Origin of the sequence: Methylosinus sp. RM1 (assembly GCF_011378635.1) — a bacterium.
Lineage (GTDB): Bacteria > Pseudomonadota > Alphaproteobacteria > Rhizobiales > Beijerinckiaceae > Methylosinus > Methylosinus sporium.
The window spans coordinates 140745-165766 of record NZ_WOVC01000008.1 but is presented as its reverse complement, the minus strand read 5'-3'; the positions used below and the strand labels follow the sequence as shown (position 1 = coordinate 165766).

General features: G+C 67.1%; 21 protein-coding genes. 8 read left to right on the top strand and 13 right to left on the bottom strand.

Annotated elements, in window-relative coordinates; all coding sequences use genetic code 11:
* Positions 1–30: 30 nt before the first annotated feature.
* The 5 genes from FMZ75_RS08075 to FMZ75_RS08055 form a co-directional block, all read right to left on the bottom strand.
* Positions 31–1440: a TolC family outer membrane protein gene (locus FMZ75_RS08075; protein WP_166142034.1), complete on the bottom strand. Its 1410-nt coding sequence runs from the start codon at positions 1438–1440 to the stop codon at positions 31–33.
* The gene (locus FMZ75_RS08070) at positions 1437–4679 is read right to left on the bottom strand and encodes an efflux RND transporter permease subunit (RefSeq protein ID WP_166142032.1); all 3243 of its coding nucleotides are present in this window, start codon (positions 4677–4679) and stop codon (positions 1437–1439) included. Before FMZ75_RS08070 ends, FMZ75_RS08075 begins: the two co-directional genes overlap by 4 nt.
* A 48-nt stretch (positions 4680–4727) precedes the next feature.
* On the bottom strand, positions 4728–5876 hold the full coding sequence (locus FMZ75_RS08065; protein ID WP_166142030.1) for an efflux RND transporter periplasmic adaptor subunit: 1149 nt from the start codon (positions 5874–5876) through the stop codon (positions 4728–4730).
* 312 nt (positions 5877–6188) lie between these two features.
* Complete coding sequence (locus tag FMZ75_RS08060; protein ID WP_166142028.1) at positions 6189–6998, bottom strand: outer membrane protein; 810 nt, start codon at positions 6996–6998, stop codon at positions 6189–6191.
* Between the two features lie 505 nt (positions 6999–7503).
* Complete coding sequence (locus FMZ75_RS08055; protein ID WP_166142026.1) at positions 7504–8814, bottom strand: replication-associated recombination protein A; 1311 nt, start codon at positions 8812–8814, stop codon at positions 7504–7506.
* A gap of 234 nt (positions 8815–9048) precedes the next feature.
* Here FMZ75_RS08055 and FMZ75_RS08050 point away from each other — a divergent pair, with 234 nt between their 5' ends.
* A complete protein-coding gene (locus tag FMZ75_RS08050; protein ID WP_166142024.1) occupies positions 9049–9975 on the top strand; it encodes an AAA family ATPase in 927 nt (308 codons plus the stop codon).
* Positions 9976–10024: 49 nt separating this feature from the next.
* Here FMZ75_RS08050 and greA read toward each other — a convergent pair whose 3' ends face one another.
* Positions 10025–10492 carry a transcription elongation factor GreA gene (gene greA / locus FMZ75_RS08045; protein ID WP_108918309.1) on the bottom strand — a complete coding sequence of 156 codons (468 nt, stop codon included), beginning with the start codon at positions 10490–10492 and terminating at the stop codon, positions 10025–10027.
* A gap of 11 nt (positions 10493–10503) precedes the next feature.
* A complete protein-coding gene (locus tag FMZ75_RS08040; RefSeq protein ID WP_166142022.1) occupies positions 10504–11508 on the bottom strand; it encodes an MDR family oxidoreductase in 1005 nt (334 codons plus the stop codon).
* Positions 11509–11681: 173 nt separating this feature from the next.
* Between FMZ75_RS08040 and FMZ75_RS08035 the strand changes: the two genes are divergently transcribed.
* Positions 11682–12185, top strand: coding sequence for a Spy/CpxP family protein refolding chaperone (locus FMZ75_RS08035; protein ID WP_108918307.1), 504 nt, complete (start codon positions 11682–11684; stop codon positions 12183–12185).
* Between the two features lie 74 nt (positions 12186–12259).
* Here FMZ75_RS08035 and FMZ75_RS08030 read toward each other — a convergent pair whose 3' ends face one another.
* Positions 12260–13270, bottom strand: coding sequence for a polyprenyl synthetase family protein (locus FMZ75_RS08030; protein ID WP_370464689.1), 1011 nt, complete (start codon positions 13268–13270; stop codon positions 12260–12262).
* A 136-nt stretch (positions 13271–13406) separates the two neighbouring features.
* Positions 13407–13694: a YARHG domain-containing protein gene (locus FMZ75_RS08025; RefSeq protein ID WP_142863112.1), complete on the bottom strand. Its 288-nt coding sequence runs from the start codon at positions 13692–13694 to the stop codon at positions 13407–13409.
* Between the two features lie 177 nt (positions 13695–13871).
* On the opposite strand from FMZ75_RS08025, the gene FMZ75_RS08020 reads away from it, so the two are divergent.
* The 3 genes from FMZ75_RS08020 (at position 13872) to FMZ75_RS08010 (ending at position 17335) form a co-directional block, all read left to right on the top strand.
* Positions 13872–14639, top strand: coding sequence for a tRNA1(Val) (adenine(37)-N6)-methyltransferase (locus tag FMZ75_RS08020; protein WP_246728849.1), 768 nt, complete (start codon positions 13872–13874; stop codon positions 14637–14639).
* Positions 14640–14732: 93 nt separating this feature from the next.
* Positions 14733–16484: a caspase family protein gene (locus FMZ75_RS08015; RefSeq protein ID WP_166142018.1), complete on the top strand. Its 1752-nt coding sequence runs from the start codon at positions 14733–14735 to the stop codon at positions 16482–16484.
* Entirely contained in the window at positions 16481–17335 is an 855-nt protein-coding gene (locus FMZ75_RS08010; protein WP_166142016.1) for a hypothetical protein, read from the top strand. The genes FMZ75_RS08015 and FMZ75_RS08010 overlap by 4 nt, the downstream gene beginning before the upstream one ends.
* 9 nt (positions 17336–17344) lie before the next feature.
* On the opposite strand, the gene hemW is transcribed toward FMZ75_RS08010, so the two are convergent.
* Entirely contained in the window at positions 17345–18514 is a 1170-nt protein-coding gene (gene hemW / locus FMZ75_RS08005) for a radical SAM family heme chaperone HemW (protein WP_166142014.1), read from the bottom strand.
* Positions 18515–18575: 61 nt separating this feature from the next.
* Positions 18576–20324, bottom strand: coding sequence for an MEDS domain-containing protein (locus FMZ75_RS08000; RefSeq protein WP_166142012.1), 1749 nt, complete (start codon positions 20322–20324; stop codon positions 18576–18578).
* 329 nt (positions 20325–20653) lie between these two features.
* On the opposite strand from FMZ75_RS08000, the gene FMZ75_RS07995 reads away from it, so the two are divergent.
* Complete coding sequence (locus FMZ75_RS07995; protein ID WP_166142010.1) at positions 20654–21880, top strand: OmpA family protein; 1227 nt, start codon at positions 20654–20656, stop codon at positions 21878–21880.
* A 130-nt stretch (positions 21881–22010) separates the two neighbouring features.
* Positions 22011–22358, top strand: coding sequence for a general stress protein (locus FMZ75_RS07990; RefSeq protein WP_166142008.1), 348 nt, complete (start codon positions 22011–22013; stop codon positions 22356–22358).
* 68 nt (positions 22359–22426) lie between these two features.
* Here the strand turns inward: FMZ75_RS07990 and rdgB are convergent, their stop codons facing one another.
* Both rdgB and rph read right to left on the bottom strand, forming a co-directional pair.
* Complete coding sequence (gene rdgB, locus FMZ75_RS07985; protein ID WP_166142006.1) at positions 22427–23053, bottom strand: RdgB/HAM1 family non-canonical purine NTP pyrophosphatase; 627 nt, start codon at positions 23051–23053, stop codon at positions 22427–22429.
* Complete coding sequence (gene rph / locus FMZ75_RS07980; protein WP_108918088.1) at positions 23050–23763, bottom strand: ribonuclease PH; 714 nt, start codon at positions 23761–23763, stop codon at positions 23050–23052. Before rph ends, rdgB begins: the two co-directional genes overlap by 4 nt.
* A gap of 100 nt (positions 23764–23863) precedes the next feature.
* On the opposite strand from rph, the gene FMZ75_RS07975 reads away from it, so the two are divergent.
* Positions 23864–24946 carry a DUF2332 domain-containing protein gene (locus tag FMZ75_RS07975; RefSeq protein WP_166142004.1) on the top strand — a complete coding sequence of 361 codons (1083 nt, stop codon included), beginning with the start codon at positions 23864–23866 and terminating at the stop codon, positions 24944–24946.
* The last annotated feature ends 76 nt before the right edge of the window (positions 24947–25022 follow it).

Here is a 25022-nt window from a genome sequence, read left to right as displayed (position 1 = left end):
GCCGCGCATTCAAAACGCCCGGCGTCGCTCTCAGCGGCCGCCGGGCGTTTCGATTCCGCCCCAAGAGTCTTTGACCGCCTCGAAATGCGCGGAAGCGTCATAGGCCGCGACGGAAAGGCCGAGCTGCTGCGCCGACAATCGGCCCATCGCCGCCAGCACGGCGTAGGAGGCGACGACGCGGTCGCGCTGCGCGACCACCAGCGCCAGCCGCGCGCCGAGCAGCTCCTGCTGCGCGTTCAAAATCTCCAGCGTGGTGCGCTTGCCGGCCTTGGCCTCCTCGCGCACGCCCGCGAGCGCGCGCTCGGCGGCGGCGATCTGCGCGCTGGCGGCGCCGATCTGCGCTTTGGCCGCCTGCAGCCCTCCCCAATTGGCGCGGATCAGCGCCATCAGCTCGGCCCGCGCGGCGTCGACGTCGAATTTCTTCTGTCCCGCCGTCTCTTTCGCCTGGCGCAGCCGCGCCGACGTCCCGCCGCCGGAATAGATCGGCACCGACAGTTTGCCGAGCAATTGCGCGCCGAGGGCGCGATTGCCGCGGCCATCTATGTCGGACTCCGTGTAAACCTTGCCGACCATGGAGAGGCTGGGCAGAAAATCGCTCTCGATCACCCTTATGTCAAGATCGGCGGCCTCCGCGTCATGCTGCGCGGCGCGCACCACGGGATGCTCGACGAGCGCGACGCGCTCGGCCGCCTCGCGCGTCTTCGGCAGCAGGCGATCGACGGGCTCGCCCGGCGCGAGGCGCTTCGCGTCCGCTCCCATGATCTGCGCATAGCGCGCGAGGCCGGCGTCGAGCTCGGCGCGCGCCGTCGCGGATTGCGAGCGGCCGGCGGAGAGGCGCGCCTCGGCTTGCGCAATGTCGGTCGGCGTGATCTCGCCGGCGGCATAGCGCTCCTTGGTCTGGCGCAATTGCTCTTCGAGCACGGCGACATGATTTTGTTGCAGCCGTAGCGCCGCCGTGTCGCGCGAGACATTCATATAGACAGAGACCGCCTCGAACAGCAGACGCTGCTCGATCAGCCGCAGCCGCTCGCGTCCCGCATGGACATTGCTCTGCGCGGCGAGCGCGGAATTTTTCGTGCGAAAGCCGTCGAACAAAGGCTGCTCGACGCTGAGCACGGCCGAGCGCGGCGGGCCGCCGCGATTGTTCTGAATGCTCTCGACCCACAATGGCTCGAGGCGGTTGCCATTGTCGTATTCGAAGGATTTCTGCACCGAGCGGCGCCGCTCGACGCCGAGAAAGGCGTCGGTCCGCACGCTGGGGCGAAATTGCGAGAGCGCGCGCGGCACATTCTCGTCATTGGCGCGCTGGCCGGCGCGCGCGGAATTGAGCGTCGGATTGAGCTCATAGGCGCGCGCCAGCGCGCCGGCGAGGGTTTCTCCCGAGGCGGCGGCCGGCGCCAGCAGAGCGAACCCCAGAGCGAAGATGGAAACGCCTCTCATGCGTCGGCGCCTCTCGGCTCGGCGACGACTTCCTCTTCCGGCGCGACGACCGCCTCGTCGCGCCCGAACAGCGCATAGAGCGCCGGCAGCACGAAGAGCGTCAGAATGGTCGCGCTGACCAGCCCGCCTATGACCACCGTGGCGATGGGCTTTTGCACTTCCGCGCCCGTGCCCGTCGCAAAGGCCATCGGCAAAAAGCCCAGCGAGGCGACGAGCGCCGTCATCGCCACGGGCCGCAGGCGCGTCATCGCGCCTTCGACAATGGCGTCGCGCGGCGCCCGGCCCTGCTGCACGAGCTGCAGAATATAGCTGCGCATGACGAGGCCGTTGAGCACGGCGACGCCGGAGAGCGCGATGAAGCCGACGGCTGCGGAGACCGACATGGGCATTCCGCGCAGCCACAAGGCGGCGACGCCGCCCGACAGCGCCAGCGGCACGGCGCTGAACACGATGAGCGCGTCGCGCGCCGAGCCCAGCGCCGAATAGAGCAGCAGGAAGATCAGGAAGAAGCACAAGGGCACGACGACAATGAGCTTCTGCCGCGCGGCGGCGAGATTCTCGAACTGCCCGCCCCAGGACAGCCAATCGCCGGGCGCGAGCGTGATCTTCGCCTTCACTTTCTCCTGCGCATCGACGACGACGGAGGCGATGTCGCGCCCGCGCACATTGGCGGTGACGACGACGCGGCGCTTGCCGTTCTCGCGCGAAATCTGGTTCGGCCCCTCATGGAAGGAGAAAGAGGCGACCTGCTTCAGCGGCACTGTGCGCATCTTCCCCGTATCGTGCCCGCGCACGGAAACGGGAAGATTTTCGAGCGCGCGAATATCGTGGCGCAATTCGTCCTTCAACCGCACGATGATCGGAAAGCGCCGGTCGCCCTCGAAGACGACGCCGGCGCGCTGGCCGCCCACGGCGGCGCCGATGACGTCCTGCACTTCCGCGACGCTGAGGCCGAGATGGGCGATCTCGGTCTTGTCGATCTTGATCTCGAGGAAGGGGAGGCCTGCGATCTGCTCGACCTTCACGTCCTCGGCGCCGGAGACATTGCGCAGCAAGCCGGCGATCTGCTCCGCCTCCTTGGCCATAGAGTCGAAGTCCTCGCCGAACACCTTCACTGCTATGTCGCCGCGCACGCCGGCGAGCAGTTCGTTGAAGCGCAACTGAATCGGCTGCGAGAATTCATAGAGATTGCCGGGCAGCTCGGAGACATGCGCGTCGATGCGGCGGATCAAGTCCTCCTTGGGGAGCTCGGGATTGGCCCATTCCGCGCGCGGCTTCAAGAAAATATAGGTGTCGGTGAGATTGGGCGGCATGGGATCGGTCGCCGCCTCCGCCGTTCCCGTCTTGGAGAAGACATAGGCGACCTCGGGAGCCTGATGGATGGCGTTCTCGACGTCCTTCTGCATCTCCTGCGACTGGGTGAGCGAGGCGCTCGGAATGCGGCCCGCCTGCATGGCGAGATTTTTCTCGTCGAGCGTCGGGATGAACTCCTGCCCGAGCCGCGAAGCGAGCAGCAAGGCCACCAGAAAGGCCCCCGCGCCGATGGCGATGGGCCGGCGCGGCGACGCAATGGCGCTTTGCAAGCGCGGCAGATAGGCGCGCTTCAGCGTGGCGATGAATTTGTTCTCGCTCTCCTCGACGCGGCCGGAGACGAGAATGGCGATCATCGCCGGAACGAAAGTGAGCGAGAGGACGAAGGCGCTGGCGAGCGCCAAGATCACCGTCAGCGCCATGGGATGGAACATTTTGCCTTCGACGCCCGAAAAGGACAGCAAAGGCACATAGACGAGAATGATGATCGCCTGGCCATAGACGGTCGGGCGGATCATTTCCACGGCGGAGGCGATGACCGTCTGCAATCGCTCCTCGAGCGAGAGCGCGCGCCCCAGCGCATGGCGCCGCTCGAAGAGATGGCGCAGGCTGTTCTCGGCGACGATCACCGCGCCATCGGCGATGAGGCCGAAGTCCAGCGCGCCCATGCTCATGAGATTGGCGCTGATGCGGCCATAGACCATGCCGGTGGCGAGCAGCAACATGGTGATGGGAATGACCAGCGCCGTGATCAGCGCCGCGCGAAAATTGCCGAGCAGCAGAAACAGCACGACGATGACCAGCAGCGCGCCCTCGGCGAGATTGGAGGCCACGGTGCGGATCGTCGCGTCGACGAGCACAGTGCGGTCGAGAATGGTCTTCGCCTCGACGCCCGGCGGCAGCGCGGCGCGAATGGAGCCCAGCTTGGCGCCGACGGCGGCGGAGACCGCGCGGCTATTGCCGCCGATCAGCATCAAGGCCGTGCCGATGACGACCTCCTCGCCGTCCATGCTGGCGCTGCCGACGCGCATCTCGCGGCCGACGCCGACCTCGGCGATGTCCCTAACGCGGATCGGCACGCCATTGCGCGTCGAAACGACGACGCGCTCTATGTCGTCCATCGTCTCCAGACGGCCGCCGCTGCGCACCACATAACCTTCGCCATTGCGCTCGATATAGCCGGCGCCGCGGCTCTGATTGTTACGCTCGAGCGCGGCGGCGACATCGCCGAAGGAGAGGCCGAGCGAATAGAGCTTCATCGCATCCGGCCGCACGTCGAACTGCTTCACGAAGCCGCCGAGCGAATCGACGCCGGCGACATTGGGCACGATTTTGAGCTGCGGCTTGACGATCCAATCCTGCACGGTGCGCAGATAGGCCGAGCGCTCGAGCTCGCTGCGCAGCATCTGCCCGTCCGGCGTCAGATAGGTCCCGTCATTCTGCCAGCCGGGCTCGCCATCGAGATATTTGCGGCCGGGCTGCTTGGGCGCATAGCGGATCGCCCACATATAGACTTCGCTGAGACCCGTCGCGATCGGCCCCATGCGCGCCTCGACGCCGATGGGGAAATTCTCCTTCGCCTCGGCGAGACGCTCGCTCACCTGCTGGCGCGCGAAATAAATGTCGAGCTTCTCGGCGAAGACCGCCGTCACCTGCGCGAAGCCGTTGCGCGAGAGCGAGCGCGTATATTCGAGGCCGGGAATGCCGGCGATCGCATTCTCTATGGGGAAGGTGATCTGCTTTTCGACCTCGGTCGGCGACAGCGCCGGCGCGATGGCGTTGATCTGCACCTGATTATTGGTGATGTCCGGCACGGCGTCGATCGGCAGGCGGTCGAGCGATGCGGCGCCGACGAGGCAGGCGAGCAGAGTCAGCAGCGCGACGAGCCAACGCTGACGAACCGAAAAGGCGATGCAACGCTCGATCATCCACCGTCACACATTCTCGCGCGCCGCCGTCGTCGACGAGGCGGGCGGTCAATCCAACCCTTCGAGCCGCGATTTGCCGAGCTCCGCCTTCAGCACGAAGACATTGGCCGCGGCCACCTGCTCCCCCTCCTCGAGCCCGGAGACGATCTCGATCGCCTCATCGTCGCTCGCGCCCGTCTCGACCTTGCGCTTCACGAAGCCCTCGGGCGTGCGCACGAAGACGACCGTCTCGCCCTCGAAAGCGAGCAGCGCCGCGCGCGGCAGGCGCAGGCGCGCCGGCTTCTCCTCGAGCGCGACGCGCGCCGTCATCGCCGTGCCGGGACGAAGAGCGAAATCCGCATTGGCGAAAGAGGCGACGGCGCGGCCGGAATGCGTCTCGTGATCGAGCATGGGGCCGATGAAGACGATGCGGCCCATGGCCTCCTCCTCGCCGTCATGCGAGAGGCGCACGCTCTGCCCCTCGCGCACCGACGGCAAATCGGCGATAGCGACGGCGATCTCGGCGAAGACAGTGGACAGATCGGCGACGACATAGAGCTGCGCATCGCCGCCGACCGGCTGGCCGAGATCGGCGCGACGCTCGATCACCTTGCCCGAGGACGGCGCGCGAATCTCCTTCCGGCGCAATTCGCCGACCGGCTGGCCCGGCAGAGCGGCGATCTCGGCTTCCGAAAGATCGAGCGCGGCGAGTTTCTGCCGCGCCAGCTCGACGCGGAGCCTCGCCTCCTCATAGGCGCCGCGGGCTTTGAGAAAGCTCTGCTCGGCGGCGATTTTCTTGTCGAACAGCCCCTTCTCGCGCTGGAACAGCGCCGATTGCAGATCGAGCGCCACTCTGGCGGCGAGATAATCGCTCTTGGCGTCGGCGACCTCGCGGCTGTCGATGATGGCGATCACCTCGCCTTTCTCGACCGGATCGCCGAGCCGCTTGCGCAATTCGGCGACGGCGCCGACGACTTTCGCGGCCACGCGGCCGATGCGGTCGGGATCGACGGCGACGACGGCCGGCGCGACGACGGTCCGCGTCAGCACGCCCGGCGCCGCCGCGACCGTCGTGATCTTGGCGGCCCCGATCTGCTCGGCCGTCAATTTGACCAATCCCTCCGCGCGCTTGGCGTCGGACGGTTCGGCGGCTTTCTCGCCGGCGGCGAACAGCGCGCGAAAAGGCGCGGAAATTTGCGGAAACAGCGAGCCGAGCATGGCGCTCGCCAGCAGCGCTGCGCCGATAGCCGCGCGCGAACGCGGCGAATTAGAACGGCTCCAAACAGGAAGAACGCTCGGCCGCCGCTCCCCCGCGTCGGTCGGAACGACGTTCGATACCGCCAGTCGGCGGAAAAAATGGGCCAAGTCTCGCAGTCGCATCTCGAGACTTCTTTAACTCGTATGGCCGGCTGCGTCCACGCCAGAGCGCTGGAAAAACGGGCGCCTCGCCTGTTTCTCGAACAGACGGGGCGCAAACGAAAAAAGCCCGGCGCGATGCGCCGGGCTCTTCTCCCCCGAATCTCGATAGGATCAGTATTTCGCGATCACCGGAGCCGGCGCGCCGAACAGATTGAAGTGATAGTTCAGGCCGACGCGAACGGTGTGGAAGTGGTTCTCCACGCCGCGCTGGCTGACCAGCAGCGCCGCCGGGAAGGTCGGGACGCCGATCGCATTGCCGCGCTCGAGTTCCGTATAGAGATACTCGACCTTGGCCGACCAGTTCGGCAGGAACGCCCATTCCACGCCGCCGCCGGCGGTCCAGCCGGTGCGCGTGCCGTTCTCGGAGCCGAAAGCGGCGAAGCCGGCGCCATCCGCATAAGAGAAGGTCGTCGAGCCCTCGCCATAGGCGAAGCCGCCCGTGCCATAGACGAGCAGGGTCGGCAGAACGGCGTAGCCGACGCGGCCGCGCACCGTGCCGAACCAGTCGAGACGCTGATTCGCGGTCACGCCGGACGGCAGCAGGCCGAAGCCGAAGCCGCCGGTGGAGCCCTTCAGATCGGCGCCCTGGAAATCGGCCTCGAGGCCGACCACGAAGCCCGTGCCGGCGAACTGATGATTATAGCCGATCTGAACGCCGCCGAGCACGCCGTCGGCGTTGGAGGCGCCATAGGACCAGGCCGAAACCGGCAGCAGGCCGAAGGACGACAGGCCGCTGACATTGTTATTGTCGGTCCAGCCATAGCCGATGTTCACGCCGGCGTAGAAGCCGGTCCAGCTGAAGGCGGGCGCGACCGGAGCGACGAAAGCGGGCGCGGCCTTCTGCGACGGAAGGTCGGCCGCGAAAGCCGGAGCGGCGGCGATGGCCAGCGCGAGCGCGCCGACGGCGGAAAGAGTTTTCATAGGTTCCCTCACTGGATCAGTGCGGCCGTCGCTTGTGTCCACTGCGCCCCCCGACGCCGGGACCGAGCGGCCGCTCGGTGTTGCCGATCGAGCGTGGTCTACGCCTCGGCCCAAAGCCACGTCAACGCTGTCTGCGCCAATTTGCTTCGCCAACGTCCGATTTCATTATGATTGTGACATATCCGTCACATCGAATACGCTCTGAGAGAATCTATGCTTGACATCTTCAAAAGCACGAACCTCAGCTTCGCCGAATCGCGGCAGGAGGGATTTTGAACAAAATATTCAAGTTGTTGATCATCGAGGCAGCGCCGCCCGCCAGGGCGCGGGCGCGGAGGCCGCCGCCGCGGACGACGATCCCCGCCGAAGCTGGAACATTGAATATGAACAAGTGTTTGAAGGTCAGTCGTAGCGCGATGATAGCATCGAAGATGAATATTCGATCCCGAGCAGCGCGCTTCCGTCGCCTGAGAACGACTCTTCTTTCAATGACTTGCTCGCCACTTCAGGAGCCGCCCCGCTCCCTCCGCAGCCGTTCCCAATAATCGAGCCGCTTGGCGATCTCGCGCTCGAAACCGCGCTCCACGGGACGGTAGAAGCTCCGCCGGCCGAGCGATTCGGGCCAGTAATCCTGGCCGGAGAAGGCGTCGGGCTCGTCATGGTCATAGCGATAGCCCTCGCCATAGCCTTCGCTCTTCATCAATTTCGTCGGCGCGTTGAGGATGGTCTTGGGCGGCATGGGCGAGCCGCTCTCCTCGGCGAGGCGGCGGGCGGCCTTGTAGGCGACATAGCCCGCGTTGGATTTGGGCGCGGTCGCCACATAGAGAACGGCCTGCGCGAGGGCCAGCTCACCCTCGGGACTGCCGAGAAAATCATAGGCGTCCTTGGCGGCGTTGGCGACGACCAGCGCCTGCGGATCGGCGAGGCCGATATCCTCGACCGCCATGCGGACGATTCGCCGCGCCAGAAACAGCGGATCTTCGCCCGCGACCAGCATTCGCGCGAAATAATAGAGGGCGGCGTCCGGGTCGGAGCCGCGCACGCATTTGTGCAGCGCGCTGATGAGATTGTAATGGCCCTCCTGCGCCTTGTCGTAGATGGGCGCGCGCCGCTGCACGATCTCGGCGAGCCGCGCGCGGTCGAAAACCTCGCCCTCCCCCGCCGCGCGCCAGACGTCCTCGGCGAGGGTCAGAGAGGCGCGGCCGTCGCCATCGGCCATGGCCACGAGAGCGGCGCGCGCGTCCTCGTCGAGCGGCAGGGGCTTTCCCTCGGCCTGCTCGGCCCGGCGCAGCAGCTTTTCGATCGCCTCGGCGCCCAGCGATTTGAAGATCAGCACGCGGGCGCGCGAGAGAAGCGCGGCGTTGAGCTCGAAAGAGGGGTTTTCCGTCGTCGCGCCGATCAGCGTGACAGAGCCGTCCTCCATCACCGGCAGGAAGGAATCCTGCTGGCTGCGATTGAAACGATGAATCTCGTCGACGAAGAGCAGCGTCCCCTGCCCCATGGCGCGGCGCGCGCGCGCCGCCTCGAAGGTCTTCTTCAAATCGGCGACGCCGGTGAAGATCGCCGAAATCTGCACGAAGGCGAGAGCGGTCTCATGGGCGAGAAGGCGCGCCACCGTCGTCTTGCCGGTGCCGGGCGGCCCCCAGAAGATCAGCGAGCCGATCGAGCCCGAGCGGATCGCGCGCGTCAGCGCCCCGTCCGGGCCGAGGAGATGGTCCTGGCCGGCCACCTCCTCCAGCTTTTGCGGGCGCAGGCGGTCGGCGAGCGGATGCGGCGCGTTGCGATCGAGCCCGGCGGCGGCGAACAAATCACTCATAGCCCGCTATTATAGCGGATCGCCCGCGGTCGCGCCCGCTCCCTTGTTCGTAATTTCCGAACCTTTACCTTCGCCGGCCCTGTTTAACCGGCGGTTAACCATTCGGGGAGTATTACGATTCTGTAAAATTTTCGCGACCCTCCCTGTTCTCTCGTGGCGTTCTTTCTAGTGGCGTCCTTTCTGGTGGCGTCTCGGCGGCGTAGGGGCCTCATCTTTCAAACACAGGTCGATCACATGCGCACTATCGCATTCGTCACGCAGAAGGGCGGCGCCGGAAAGAGCACGCTCGCAAGCAGCATCGCCGTCGCCGCCAGTTGCGCGGGCGAGCGTGTTTTCATTATCGATTTGGATCCGCTCCAGTCATTGGTCAAATGGTCGAAGGCGCGCGAGGCGACCGACGTGCCGGTCGAGCATGTGCCGCCGGCCAAGCTCGGCAAGGCGCTCGCCGCGCTCGAGAAGAAGGGCGTCACCCTCGTCGTCATCGACGCGCCGGGCGCCGACAGCGAATATTCGGAGGCCGCCATTCGCGCCGCCGATCTCTGCATCATCCCGGCCCGCCCCAATGTCTTCGATCTGTGGGCCTGCGAGCTGACCCGCGCCAGCATCAAGGACAAGAAGAAAGAATACGCCTTTCTTCTCAACCAGTGCCCGCCCGCCCAGCAGAACGCCCGCGTCGACCAGGGCGCGCAGGCGCTGCAGGCGATCGGCGCGCTGCTGTCGCCGCTGGTCTCGGCGCGCGTCGACTATCAGGAGGCGGCCCGCCTCGGTCTCGGCGTCTGCGAGCTCAATCCCGAGGGCGTCGCCTCTCAGGAGATGCGCGAACTCTGGCAATCGGTGAAGCGCCGCCTCAAGAAGGGCGTCGCCGCGCCGGCAGCCAAGGCCGAGCCGAAGGTCGAGGCCAAGCCTGTAGCCAAGGTCGAGGCCAAGCCTGTGGCCAAGGTCGAGACCAAGCCGGCCGCCAAGGCGGAGGCCAAGCCCGAAACCAAGGCGGAGACCAAGCCTGCGGCAAAGGCCGAAACCAAGCCGGCCGCCAAGGTCGCCGGCAAGATCGCGCCCAAGCAAGAGCCGGCTCGCAAGCCGGCCGCCGCCGCGGCGCCGGCCCCTGCGGCGGAAAAAGCCGCCAAGCCGCAGGCCAAGCCCGCAGTCAAGAAAGCGGCGTGAGAACCAAGGCGAACCGCGCGGCTTTCACGCGCGGTTCCTCGCCGGAGCGTCAGCCGATTTCGACGATCCTGGCGCTGTGATGAATGACCTCGACGCCATCGCCGACGCTCTTGCCGAGCAAGGCCTTGGCGAGCGGGGCGACATAGGGGATGAGCCCCTTGGCGGGATCGGCCTCGTCTTCCCCGACCAATCGAAAGCTCTGACGCTTGCCGCTCTCGTCCTCGATGACGATGCGATGGCCGAAGCGCGCCTGCTCGTGATCGGGAATGGGCCGCACGATCTCCGCGCTCGCCCGCCGCGCCGACCAATAGCGAAAATCGCGCGCCGCCCGCGCCGCCGCGGCCTTGTCGTCCTGCGCCTGCGCGGCCTCGAGCTCCTTGTGCAGGCGCGCGAGCTCCGCCTCTATCAGCGCGAAGCCCTCGGGCGTGACGAGATTGCGATGCGGGCTGATCGGCCGATCGGGAAGCTCCATGCGGAGCTCGTCGTCGTCCTGTTCCTTGGTGAAGGCGCTGCTCATTTCGTCACGTCCTATCCGACGCTGCGAGAATCGCCGATCTCGATCACCAGCCGGCCCCTGATCTTGCCGGCGACGATCGATCGCGCATGGTCGAGCGCCTGCGCGAAAGGCGCCGTCTGCGTCATCCGCGCGAGAATCCCCTTGTCGAGATCGCGCGCCAGCCGCTCCCAGCCCCTGCGCCGCAGCGGCAGATTGGGCCGCACGCTTTCGACGCCGATGAGGGAGACGCCCCGCAGGATGAAGGGCGCGACCGTCGTCGGCAGCTCCATTCCCTGCGCATTGCCGCAGGCCGCGACGACGCCGTCGATCGACGTCTGCGCCAGCACATTGGCGAGCGTGACCGAGCCGACAGTGTCGACGCCCCCCGCGAAACGCTGCTTCTGCAGCGGCTTGCCGGGGATGGAGAGCTCGGCGCGGTCGACGATCTCGGCCGCGCCGAGAGTCTTGAGATAGGCCTCCTCCTCGGGGCGTCCAGTGGAGGCGACGACGCGCCAGCCGAGCGCCGCCAGCAGCGCCACCGCCACCGAGCCGACGCCGCCCGCCGCGCCCGTGACGACCACCGGCCCGCGCGAGGGCTCGAGGCCTCGGCCCTCGAGCGCCATCACGCAGAGCATGGCCGTATAGCCGGCGCTGCCGATCGCCATGGCCTGCGCCGGCGTCAGCCCCTCCGGCAAAGGGATCAGCCAATCGCCGCTGACGCGGGCGCGCTGCGCGAAGCCGCCGTAATGCTGCTCGCCGAGCCCGCAGCCGCCGGCGATCACAAGATCGCCGGGCGCAAAATTCGGATGGCTCGAGCGCGTGACGACGCCGGCGAAATCGACGCCCGGAATCATCGGGAAACGCCGCACCACCGGCGCCTTGCCGGTCACGGCGAGCCCATCCTTGTAGTTTACGGCGCTATGCGTGACCGCGACGTCGACATCGCCGTCCATCAGCTCGCTCTCGTCCATTTCGAGGTAGGCGGCGCGATAGCCGGCCTCGTCCTCGTCGATGCGTATGGCGGTGAAAGCGCTCACTGCGGCCCCCTTTCCGTCGCGGCGCGCAGCGCCGCAGCCTTGTCGAATACGTAGAGACTTATGTAAACAGAAGGTTTCTGAAGCGAGACATTACAAAAGATTAAGTTGCTTTTTGGCGCTCGCGAACGAAATCTGTGAGCGTCAAGTCCACCCAATCCCCCAGGTGAACGCACATGAAGAAATATCTCCTCATCGCCGCCGCCGTGGCCGCTCTCTCGCTCCCGCTCTCGGCCGGAGTCTTTGCAGAGCCGGCTCCCGGCGAGCATCATCATCACCAATTCTCGGCGGAGGATCACGCCGCCTTCACCGACGCCAAGATCGCCGCTCTGAAGGCCGGCCTCAAGCTCACCCCCGCCCAGGAGAAGAACTGGCCGGCGGTGGAAGCCTCGCTGCGCGACATCGCCAAGGCGCGCGCCGCCCGCTTCGCCGAGGCCAAGGACAAAATGAAGGAAGTCCGCGAGCATCGCAGCGTGATCGAAGGCCTGCAGTGGCGCTCCAAGGCGCTCGCGGCGAAAGCCGCCGAGACGGAAAAGCTCGCCGAAGCGGCCAAGCCGCTCTTCGACAGCTTGGACGACGCCCAGAAGCGCCGCTTCGCCGTGCTGCTGCATACGATCGCCAAGGGCCCGCATCACGGCCATGAATGGGGCGGTCCGCATGAAGGCCCCGAGCACGACTGACGCTCTGAAACAGCCTCGGAAAGCTCGCTAGCCATGACGCCCCGCCGGCTCGACGCCTGCGGGGCGTTTTCGCCTCAATAGGCGCGCTCGACGCAGAAATCGACGACCTCGAGCAAGGCCGACTTCCACGGCGAGGCCGGGAAAATCTCCAGCGCGTCGCGCGCGATCGCTCCATAATGGCTCGCGCGCTCGACCGTGTCCTTGATGGCGTCGTGCTTTTTCATCAGCGCGCAGGCGGCCTCGACGTCGCCGTCGTTGATTTCGCCCTTCTCCAGCGTGCGGCGCCAGAACTCACGCTCCGTCTCGCTGCCGCGGCGGAAGGCCAGGACGACCGGCAGAGTGATCTTGCCCTCGCGAAAATCATCGCCGACATTCTTGCCGAGCTTGGACGATTGTCCGCCGTAATCGAGCGCGTCGTCGATGAGCTGGAAGGCGATTCCGAGATTCATGCCATAGCTGCGGCAAGCCGCCTCATCGGCCTTGGAGCGGCCGCTCAGCATCGGCCCGACCTCCGCCGCCGCGGCGAACAGCTCCGCCGTCTTGGAGCGGATGACCGCCATATAGGCGTCCTCGGTGGTCTGCGTGTCCTTGGCGGCGTTGAGCTGCAAAATCTCGCCTTCCGCGATGACGGCGGCCGCCGTCGAGACGACGGAGAGGCAGGAGAGCACGCCGGGCTCCACCATCATCTTGAAGGCGTGGCCGAGCAAAAAATCGCCGACGAGAACGCAGGTCTCATTGCCCCACAGCATTCGCGCCGCGATCTTGCCGCGGCGCATGTCGCTCTCGTCCACCACATCGTCGTGCAGCAGAGTGGCGGTGTGCATGAATTCGATGCCGGCGGCGAATTTGATGTGGCCGTCGCCCTCATAGCCGCACATTCCGGCGGTGGCGAGCACGAGCATCGGCCGCAGGCGCTTGCCGCCCGCAGAGATGAGATGATTGGCGACCTCGGGGATCGTCGTCACGTCGGAGCCCGTGCGCTGCAGGATCAGCTGGTTGACGCGCTGCAGATCGGGGCCGATCAGCGAAAGCAGATTATCGAGGCCGGCGGACCTTTTTTCCTTGTCCTCCAGCGGTATGACGATGCCCACGTAGACCCCTTTGGCTTGTCTTGGAATGCTGGGGCGAACTTAAGGCTTCGGAGCGCGCGCGGCAAGCCAGGGGAGCGCGCCCCCCGGCGAGCCCTCCCCTGGCCGATCCGACGCTGTTCTGCGTGAGAATTCAGCATCCGTTCCGGCGCTCCAAGGTCTGGAGCTGCCGAACCCGTCGGGCATCGGCGCCGCTCAGCCGGCCATAGGGCGGAAAGCAGCCCCCGCCGAAAACCGAGCGCCCGCGCGTGGTCTGGAAACAATGCCCGGCGCGCGCATAGATGGCGTTGCGTTCTCGCCAGAGCTGGTCGCAGGAAGCGCCCGATTGCGCGAGCGCGGGCGCCGGCGCGCCGATTTCCGCAAAGGCCGACAAGATCGCCCCTGCGGCGAGAATACGGATCATGGCGTTCATCGATTTCATCGCATTTCCTCCTCGACGACCACGCGACCGGGCTCCGGTCGCGCGACCCGATCAGTTCAGGCCGTTTCCAAAAGAGCGGAAGCCGATTGCTCGTTGCGAGAACTCGCTCTCGATACGAGAGCTTGCTCGATGCGAGAAGCTGTGACATTTTTTCAGTGCGATGAACGTTTCCCGCGCATGAACGTTCCCCCGAACACAATGGAGAAACGGTCGGAGGCCGCCGCCTTTCTCGGCGGACGCTTGCGTCTGCGCCAAATGCCGCGCGGCCACCGGGCCGGAACCGACGCCGTGCTTCTCGCGGCGGCGACGCCGGCGCAGACGCGCGGGCTCATTCTCGACATCGGCGCGGGAACCGGAGCCGTCGGACTCGCCGCGGCGCTGCGCGCGCCCGCCGCTACGCTCGGCCTCGTCGAGATCGATCCGGAGTCTTGCGCGCTGGCCCGCGAGAATATCGCGACGAACGCGCTCGCGGCGCGCATCCGCGTCCACGAGGTCGATCTCCTCTCGATCGCGGCGCGTCGGGCCGGCGGGCTCGAGAATGAGAGCGCCGAGGTGCTTCTCACCAATCCGCCCTATCTCACGCCGGGCCGCGCGCGCGTCTCGCCCGATCCGCGCCGCGCGCTCGCCCATGTGAGCGCGGACGGCCTCGAGCCCTGGCTGCGCGCCTGCCTCGCGCTGCTGCGGCCGGGCGGGCTCTTCGTCATGATCCACCGCGCCGACGCGCTCGCGGATTGTCTCGCGAGCGTCGGAACGCGGCTCGGCGCGCTCGCCCTGCTGCCCGTCCTCCCGCGCGAGGGCGAGGCCGCGACGCGCATTCTGCTGCGCGGACTCAAAGGCTCGAAAGCGCCTTTGTCGCTGCTTCCGCCGCTCGTCCTGCATGAAGCCGACGGCGCCTTCACGCCGCGCGCAGAGGCGCTCAATCGCGGCGAGGGCGAGCTGTTCTGAACGCGCGCGAAGCGCTGCGACGACACACTATTCGGCCGACTTGCGAGCGGCGTCGCGCAGTGGTGTAATCCGCCCGGCGAAGGGGCGAGTTCCATGGCGAAACGAAGCGTCGTGATCGCGATCGGCATCGAACGGTCGGGCAAGCTCCCGCGTCTCCCCGGCGCCACGCGCGGCGCGAAGGATTTCGCCGCATGGGCGATGGAAAACGCCTATGAGGCCGCGCTCTTCACCGACGAGGGCGGCAAGGAGGTCACTTTCGACGCCATTCGCTCCAAGGTGGAGGAATTCGTCGACGCGCTCGACGTCGGACGATTGATTCTGTTCTTCGCGGGACATGGTTGCGCCTCGGCGGCGGAAACCATGTGGCTGCTGTCGAAATATGATCGACGCAGCGACGAGGTCGTCGGCGTCGAAGCCTCCGAGAAACATGCGCGCCGCTGCGGGATCGATCAAGTGTCGTTCATCTCGGACGCCTGCCGCAATTCCGTTCCCGGCCAGCCCTTCTTCACGCCGCGCTCGCTGTTTCAAAGACAGCAGCGCATCGCGACGCCCGCGCAATGGGACCATTTCGAGGCGGCAGACATAGACGGGGCGGCGCAGGAAGTGGCCAAGCCGGCGACCGAGACCGAGCCGGCCGAACATTACGGAGTCTTCACCAGCTGCCTGATGCAGGCGCTGAAGGGAAATGTCTCGGCCGCTTTCGCCCGGCCGCGAGGCGAAGGCCCCTGCGTCACCTCCGCCAGTCTCGCGACCTTTCTGGAGAAAGCCGTCGCCTATGAAACCGATCTGCTCGCGGGCGCCCGGCCGCAGCGCGTGGATGCGAACTCCGGCTGGCGGGAGCCGAACGACGTCTATGTCTCCTTTCCGAAGGGCCATATCATACTGTCGACGTCGGCGCTGGACCGCAAGGAGCGCGGCTTCGAGATTCATCGTTTCAGCGTCGACGCCCTATCGGAGCTGGAGCCCCTCGAGAGCTGGACGCCGCCCCGCCCCAAATCCCGCAAGAGCGTCGCCTCCGATCGCATTCGCCGGCTGCGCGAGCGCTCCAATGGCCGCCTGCGTCGCCGCCGCGCCAAATTCGCGGCGGCGGAGGGGCGCGCCTCCTTCGAGACGCATGTCGGCGTCACTGTGATCGGATCGTCGATCGCGCGCGTCGCCACCCGGCCCGAATATTGGCGCTTCTCGGACGGCGGCGCCGATCAGATCGCGGTGCGGACCGAAGTCCCGGCCACGCTTCTCCTCGAGACGGCGGAAGGCGATTTCGTCGCCGTGCTCGTGGTTCCGGGCTTCGTCGCGACGCTCGTCGTCGAAAAGGGCGCGGCGGCGAGCCTCTCCTACGCGCCGTCGGCCAATGGCGGCTTTGCGCGCGCCTGCGATCTCTATCGCGAGACGATCACGCCCGCGGTTCATCGCCTGACCGCCGAAATGGAAGCGAAACGCACGCCCGACGCAAATGCGGTGATCGCTCTGCTCGACGCGCTGCGCGCCGCCGGCGTCGTCGATCCGGGCGCCGGCGTGCTCGCCGCTCACGCGCTCGAGCAAGCGGGACGCATCGCGGAAATTCGGGAGCTGGCGCAATTCTTCGCCGCGACGCCGGACGAATATGGACGCGGCCCTATCGGAACGCCGTTCGACGTCGCCTATCTCGCCGATAGCGAAGCCGCCGCCGTCGGCGCCTTTCCGCTGCTGACGAAAGGCTGGGCCTATCTCGAGCCCGATGACGCCCGCGTCTCTCGCATCGTCTTGGAGGCGCGCCGGGGATTGAAGCCCTCGCTGTGGACGACATTCGACGCTGCGGCCGGAGCGATGCTCGCCGCGGAGCTCGACGAGGGGAGGCTCGCTTGAAAACCTTGGTCTTCGTGCATGGAATGCGTCAGGAGAATCGCTCTCCCGACGATCTGCGACAAGAATGGCTCGACGCGCTCGAGGCCAATTGGCGGCGGCAGGGGATCGCGCGCCCCGACTTCGAATTGCGTATGCCCTATTACGGCGACACGCTCGACCGCCTCACACGCGGGGTCGGGGCCGACGGCAAGACCGTCGTCGCGCGCGGCGACGCGCCTCTGCCGAGCCTCGCCGCCGATCTGCTGCAGCAGATCGGCGACCGCGCCGGACTCGATCCCGCGGACATCGCCGCGGAATCGGGACAGACGGTCATCGACAGAGGAATCGCCAATCAGCAATGGGCGCAAGGAATCGCGCGAGCGCTCGGGCGAAAGGCGCCCTGGCTCGGCCACGCCGCCCTTCCCTTCGTCGAGCAGGTCGACGCCTATCTCACCAATCAGCACGCGCGCAAAGCCGTCGACGACATCGTCGGACCGGACCTGCGCGGCGCCGACCGCGTCATCGTCGCCCATTCGCTCGGCACGATCGTCGGCTACCGCCTGCTCACTGATTTCGGCGTCGCGAGCGCGGTCGAGCTTCTGGTCACGCTCGGCTCGCCGCTCGGCATCGATCTCGTGCGCGAATATCTCAAGCCGCCGCGATTGAATCGGCCGCCGGGCGTGCGCGCCTGGCTCAACGGCGCCGATGTGCGCGACTATGTCGCTCTCTATCCCGCGCTCGACAAAGACAGCTTTTGCGACGGCGTCGAGAATTTGACCGATATCGCCAATCGCCAGGACGATCCCCATGCGATCGTCGATTATCTCACCGATCCGCGCATCGGCGAGCGCATCGCCCGCGCGCTGGCCTGACCGGCGGGCTCACGCCGCGAGATCGGCCACCACGGCGTCGAGCACGGGAAACCCTTCCGAGCTCACGCGAATGCGATTGTCGCGGGTCAGCTCGACGAGCCCGTCGCCGATCAGCTCGGCGACGCGCGATTGCGACAGCTTCTTGCCGGTGAGGGCGAAGAAGCGCGCGGGATCTATCCCCTCGCGCAGGCGCAGGCCCATCAGCAGAAACTCGTCGCCCTCCTGCTCCGCGGAGAGCAGATCGTCCTCGACGAGGCCATGGCCCTCCGTCTCGACGCAGGTGAGCCACATTTCCGGGTGCTTCTCGGTCGCCTGGGCGCGGCGGCCGCGCGGCGTGATGAGCCGCCCATGCGCGCCGGGGCCGACGCCGGCATATTCGCCATAGCGCCAATAGACGAGATTGTGCCGGCATTCCGAGCCGGGCCGCGCGTGGTTGGAGACCTCATAGGCCGGCAGGCCGGCGCGGACGGTGACCTCTTGCGTGACGTCCCATAGCGCGCGCTGCGTGTCGACGTCCGGCAGATCGAGCTTGCCGGCGTCCACCATGCGCTCGAACATCGTCTCCGGCTCTATGGTGAGCTGATAGAGCGAGACATGCTCCGTCACGCGCCCCAGCGCCAGCTCCAGCTCCTTGCGCCAGGCCGCCGGCGTCTGCTGCGGACGGGCGTAGATGAGATCGAAGGAGGTGCGCTCGAAAATCTTATTGGCGACATCGAGCGCGGCGAGCGCCTCGGCCACCGAATGCTGGCGGCCGAGCGCGCGCAATTCTATGTCGTTGAGCGCCTGCACGCCGAGCGAGGCGCGATTGACGCCGGCCGCCTTGAAGCTGCGGAAGCGCGAGGCCTCGACGCTGGTGGGGTTCGCCTCGAGCGTGACCTCGACATCGGCGGCCATGGGCCAATGGTCGGCGATCGCCCGGAGGATCGCCTCCAGCGTGGATGGGAGCATCAGCGAGGGCGTGCCGCCGCCGAAGAACACCGAGCGCACCTCGCGTCCCGGCGCCAGAGCGGCGCGATGGGCGATCTCCGTGCGAAAGGCGTCCACAAAGCGATCTTCATCGACCTCGCCCTTGCGGACGTGGCTGTTGAAGTCGCAATAGGGGCACTTCGACAGGCAGAACGGCCAGTGCACATAGACGCCGAAGCCCGGGTCGAACGCGTTTCGAATCGTCGCAGCCATGGGGGCTTTATGCCACGCCAGGCTCAGAAGGTCACGCTGTCCCGATGATGAAGTGAGCCGCCTACTCCGCCAGGGGCAGGGTGAAGCGGAGCACGGTCCCGCCGCCGTGGTTCGGCTCCGCCCATATTGTCCCGTAATGGGCCTCGATGATCGAGCGCGACAGAGCGAGGCCGACTCCGAGCCCATGCGCCTTGGTCGTCTTGAATGGCTCGAACAGCCGCGCTCTCGACGCTTCGGACATGCCGGGCCCGGTGTCGGCGACGTCGATGCGGATCATGCCCGCATCGACCGCCGCGGTGGAGATGGTGAGCCGCCGGACCTCGACCGCGCGCAGCGCCTCGATCGCATTGCGGACGAGATTGACGATCACCTGCTTCAGCTGAACGGCGTCTCCGATGATCGTGTCATGCTCGGCCTGTAGGTCGAGGACGAGCCGGACGTCGGCGTGGCTCGCGGTCGCCGAGGTGAGCTCACATGCGGCCCCGATCAGAGCGTGGAGACGCTCGCGCGTCTTGTTCGGCTCACTGCGCGCGATGAACTCACGCATATGCCGAATGATGCCGCCGGCGCGCAGGACCTGGCCACAAGCCCGCTCCAGCGCCTCCTCCGCCGCTCTCGCGCGGCTGTCGCTCATTCGCGCGATGGTGCGCCTCGCGGCGTTCAGATAGGCGGCCGTGGCGGTCAGCGGCTGGTTGATCTCATGAGCCAGCGTCGTCGCCATGCCGCCCATGGCGAGCAGCCGGTCGCTGTGCAGCTGGCGAATTCGCGCTTCGGCTCGGCGGCGCTCCGTCAGATCTTGAACGCAGATCACGAAATGCCGGCGAAGACGCTCGAGCCCGATCTCGCTGACCGCGCATTCGACCGGCACCGTCGAGCCGTCCTTGTGGCGCCAGCCGAATTCGCGCCGCCTTTCGAAATAGCCGCGATCGGCGATCTTCAAGAGATCGACCGGCCGACGCCGGCGCGAGCCGCGACCGCGCTCGAGCAGCAGGCCGATGCTCTCGCCGAGCAGCTCCTCCAGCTTATAGCCGAACATCGCCGCAGCGGCCGGATTGGCCAATGTCACCTCGCCGTTCTCGTCGACCGTGATGATTCCGTCGCTGGCGCTCCCGATCGTGGCGCGAAGCCGGACCTCGCTCTCGCGAAGCGCCTGCTCGGCGCGCCGGCGGCCGTAGCTCTCGATCGCTCTCCAATGGCCGCCCCGCCGCACCAGCGCGCAGTCGTGACTGGACAAGACCTCGCAGGTCTTCGTCGTGTCGCAAGCCGTGACGGAATAAGTGCAGAGCGCGATGATGCGCGAGGAGCCGATGAGGGGATCGACCTGATCCTCGTAATGGACGAAATCCTCCCATTCGTCCTCGTTCAGCCAGGACGTGTCGCCGGAGACGCGCATCCCTTCGAAGCCGCGCGCCAAGGCCGCCTCATATCTGCCGCTCCAACCGAGGCACACCCGGCCGGAGTCGAAATTGTCGGTGAGCTTGTACCAGTCGCGGAAGTCGAGAATTTGTACCCGCCCTTCGTCGAGGAGGCGCGGCAGATGTGGAACCGCCTGCTGCAGCGCCTCGATCGCCCGGCTCCGGCTGATGGTCTCCGAGGTGATCCACATGCAGAATTCATTCGACGCCAGGCCGGCGGCGAAATAAGGGACCAATATATCCAGCAGCTCGGCGTCGCTGTCATAGAACTGGCAGAGATGCGCCCCCCAGGGGACATCTCCCAGCCCTTTTATTCCAGACGGCCTCAGCTGGTCACAATTCGCTCCTGTCAGCGTGACGGTGGCCTTCAGCGCGTGCGCGGCGTGGACGTTCATCTAGGTTCCTGGAAATTACGGGTATTTTCTAAAATATAGCATTTGACGCCCATTGTGCGAGGGTTATTCACTAAGTAAAAACCGATATTACGCCAGAATATGCATGAATTTGCCGAGCTTTCGTCGTATGTCTCTCGCGCTTCGATTTCCATCACCGAGCCTCAGTCTCGTCCTCTTCCTCTCGCCATCCCCGCGCCGCGAAAGGCGACGGTCTCGCCGAAAGCTTGAAACGAGCCGATTCGACGTTAATTGCCGGGCGAGCCGCGGCGATTCTGCTCGCCGTCCCACGTCGGCTCCGGTCGCTCGCTCCAGCCGACGATTCTCGACACATGACCTATTTCCTCGGCTTCTATGGACTTTGGCTCGCCAGCGCTTTCCTCGTCGGCGTCCTCTCCGGCCTCGCCAGCCCGCGCCGCGCGGGCGACGATCCCTCGCTCCTGCGCGAGGGAGATTTTCTGCTCGCCCTGACGCTGTGCCTGGCCGCTATTCTCGCCAAGGCCGCGCTCGGCCGTTTCGCGCTCTATCTCGAAGGGGTGTTCGCGCTCTACGTCGCCTTTCTGGCCGGGCTCGGCGCGGTCGCGCTGTGGTCGGGGCCGATCGCGCGCGATCATCCGGGCTGGCGCATCGGCGCCGGCGTGGTCGCCGTCATCGCCATTCTCGCCAATAGCGAGGCGGCGAAGAGCCTCGAGGATGCGCTGGGGCATCGCCTCGGCTCGCTGGTGCAGCGGGAGGGCGGCGACCCTCTGAATTTCGAGGTCAGCGGCCGCGACGTCTTTCTGCCCGCCGACGCTTCCGGCCATCGGGCGCTGGCCGAGCGGCTGGCGAGCGCCGCCGGCGTGCGGATAGTCTGGCGCGTCGACTCCCTCTCGCCGGAGGCCGCCGCCCAGCGCGAGGAGGCGCTCGCCGCCGCCTCCGCCGAGCAGGACGCCCATCGCGCCGCCGCAGCCGTCTGGGCGGAGCACGAGCAGGAGCGCCTCGCCACCGCCCTCGCCGCGCGGCCCCGGCTGGTCGAGGCGCCGTCTCCCCCAAAAAAAGGCCGCAAGGACAAAATCGCTGAAGGCCGCTCGGCCGAGCGCAACGCGCCCCCCGCCGCGCCGCCGCCGTCCGCGACGCTGGTTTGGAACAGCCCCAATGATCCGACGCTGCCGGCGCCGGAAGGGCCGAGCCTGCCGCCGCCCGCGGCCGCCGCCGAGACATCGCCCTGCCGCGCGGCGCTGGCGGCGCTCGTCGCCTCGGAGAAAATCCGCTTCTCGGCCAAGAGCGTCGCGCTCGGCGCGGGGGCGGAGAAATTCCTCGCGCGGCTCGCCGGCTCGCTGAAACAATGCCCGGAGGCGGCGCTCGAGCTGCGCGGCCATTCGGATTCGGTCGGCTCGCCCGAGGACAAGCGCGACTTGTCGCAGCGTCGCGCTCGCGCGGTCTTCGACTATCTGCGCCGCATCGGCGTCTCGCGCGAGCGGCTGACCAGCGCCGGCGTCGGCGACGAGCAGCCCATCGTCGCGGGCGACGATCCTGCGAGCCGGGCGGAGAATCGGCGGGTGGAGATTTTATTGCGGTGATGCGCCCGCTTTTGTCGGAGCGTCGGCGCGAACGGCGGCCTCGCCGCTCCGCTCAAATCTCTTCAAAATGCGATGGAACCTTGGATCGACGCCATTGTTGTCGGCGGACAGACGTCGAACGGAGGCTTCCATGCCCAGAACCGAGTCACACGAGACCTCCAAACGCGGCTTCGCGTCCATGGACGAAGCCAAGCAGCATGAGATCGCGCGCAAGGGCGGTCAGAGCGTGCCGGCCGAGGAGCGCAGCTTCTCCAAAGACAGGGGGCTGGCGGCCGAGGCGGGACGCAAGGGCGGCCATAATGTGCCGGCCGAGGAGCGCAGCTTCTCCAAGGATAGGGAGCTGGCGGCGGAGGCCGGGCGCAAGGGCGGCCACAGCGTGCCGGCCGAGGAGCGCAGCTTCTCCAAGGACAAGGGCCTCGCCTCGGAAGCCGGCCACAAGGGCGGCAAGAGCGGCGGCGGCTCGCATCAGAAGCACTGACGCGCGCAAAGCTCGCGCGCGCCCTTCGCGAAGCCCCCACCCGCTGCAGCGCGCAGGGGCTTTCCGCGTCAGGCGAGGCAGGCGCGCGCCAGAGCCTGAAAGGCGCGAGCGCGATGCGACAGCGCGCGCGAGCCGTCGCCCGGCAGCGCGTGCTTTTCGGCCGACATCATCTCGCCGAAGGTGCGATCCAATCCGTCCGGCAGAAAGATCGGATCATAGCCGAAACCCTTCTCGCCACGCGGCGGAAACACCAGCACGCCATCGACGCGGCCCTCGAACTCTTCCAAATGTCCGTCCGGCCAGACGATGGCGAGCGCGCAGATGAAATGCGCGGCGAAAGGCGCCGTCGCGTCGCGCTCTTTCAGCTCGCGCTCGACGCGGCGGATGGCGGCGGCGAAGTCGCGATCATCGCCGCCCCAGCGCGCCGAATAGACGCCCGGCGCGCCATCCAGCGCATCGACGCAGAGACCCGAGTCGTCGGCGAAGGCCGGCAGGCCGGTCGCCGCGCAAGAGGCGCGCGCTTTCAAGAGCGCATTGCCGGAGAAGGTCGTCTCCGTCTCCTCCGGCTCGGCGACGCCGAGCTCGCCGGCGGAGACGGCGTCGACGCCATGCGGCTCGAGCAGCTGGCGCAGCTCCCAGAGCTTGCCGGGATTATGCGTCGCGATGACGAGACGACCTTCGATTCTGCGCGTCACGCCAGCGCCGCCTTCTGCAATTGCACCAGCTTGTCGATGCCGCCGCGCGCCAGCGTCAGCATGGAGCCGAGATTGTCCTCGGAGAAAACGGCGACTTCCGCCGTCGCCTGCACCTCGACGAGCCCGCCCGCGCCGGTGATGACGAAATTGGCGTCGGTCTCGGCGGTCGAATCCTCCGCATAATCGAGATCGATGACCGCTTCGCCATTGCAGACGCCGCAGGAGACGGCGGCGACATGGTCGCGCAGCGGATTGTCCTTGATGATGGAACGCGAGCGCATCCATTGGAAGCAGTCATGCAGCGCCAGCCAGGCGCCGGTGATGGAGGCCGTGCGCGTGCCGCCATCGGCCTGGATGACGTCGCAATCGACGACGATCTGACGCTCGCCCAGCGCCGGCAGATTGGTGACGGCGCGCAGCGAGCGGCCGATGAGGCGCTGAATCTCCTGTGTGCGGCCCGACGGCTTGCCGGAGCTCGACTCGCGGCGCGTGCGCGTATGGGTGGCGCGCGGCAGCATGGCGTATTCGGCCGTCACCCAGCCGCGCCCCTGCCCGCGCAGCCACGGCGGCGGCTTGTCCTCGAGCGTCGCGGCGCATAGGACATGCGTGTTGCCGAATTTGACGAGGCACGAGCCCTCGGCGTAGCGGGCGACGCCCCGTTCGAAGCTGACGGGACGCATTTCGTCTGGCGCGCGTTTGCTCGGCCGCATGAAGGCTCCTTGCTAGAGAAGCGGCCTTACTAACGCGGTTCGGCCGCGAGTGGAAGCCGGGCGGCCTCCGTCCCGAAATTGCGAGAAAAAGCTTCGAGCGATGACAAAACGCCACTCCCGCCTGCCCGACGAGATCGCCGACGCCTTTGATTTTCAAGCGAAGGCGTGCCGCGATCTCGCCTCGCCCTTCACCGCCGCGCTCTGCGAGACGCTCGCCGCCGGGCTCGACGAGCGCAGCGCCTTCGGCCGCAGAATTTCTTCCTGGGGTCCGCGCGCCAAGGCCGATGCGCTGGCGCTACGCGCTTGCGGCGCGCTGCATTTTCTGGCGCGATCGGGAAAGGCGCCGAAGCTCGCCGCCGTTTACACACCCGATGCGCTCGACGAAGCGCGGCTCGCGCGCGAGATCGCCCGCGCGATAGAGGCGCATGACGATTTTTTGGCGGGCTTTCTCGATCGTCCGCCGCAGACCAATGAAACGGGACGCTCCAGCGTCATTCTGGGGGGCGCGCTGATCGTCGCCGCGGCGACGGGCCTTCCGCTGGAGACATTCGAGATCGGCGCCAGCGCCGGCCTCAATCTGCATTTCGATCGTTATGCCTATGATCTTGGGGTCGGCGCTTTCGGCGATCCTTCTGCGCCGCTTCGCCTCGCCTGCGATTGGCGCGGCGAAGCGCCGTCGCTCGACGCGCCTTTGCAGATCGTCTCGCACGCCGGCTGCGACGTCGATCCGCTCGATCCGGGCGAGGCCGAGCATCGCGCGCGACTGCTCGCCTATGTCTGGCCGGATCAGAGCGAGCGCCTCGCACGCATGGAGACCGCGCTCGCTTGCGCCGCCGCACGGCCCGAGCGCGTCGAGCGCGCCGACGCCGGCGATTGGCTCGCGGCGCGGCTTGCGGCTCCGCCCACGCGCAATGTCGCACGCTTCGTCTATCACACGGTCGTCTGGCAATATTTGCCGCTCGAGACCAAACGCCGCGCCACTGCCGCGCTCGAGGCGGCGGGCGCCGCAACGAGCCGCGAGACGCCGCTCGCACGGCTGCAAATGGAGGCGGACGGCGACACGCGCTCCGCCGCGCTCACGTTGACGCTCTGGCCGGGCGGCGAGAGCCTTGCGCTCGGCCGCGCGGATTTTCACGGGCGCTGGGCCGAGTGGAGCGGCGTCGTTCCGCATCGGCTCGCATAGCTCGCGGCTCCCGCGCATCCATGCGGCGGCGCATCGCTTTTCCATACTTGCGCGCGCGCCAAACTGGTGGGAGCAT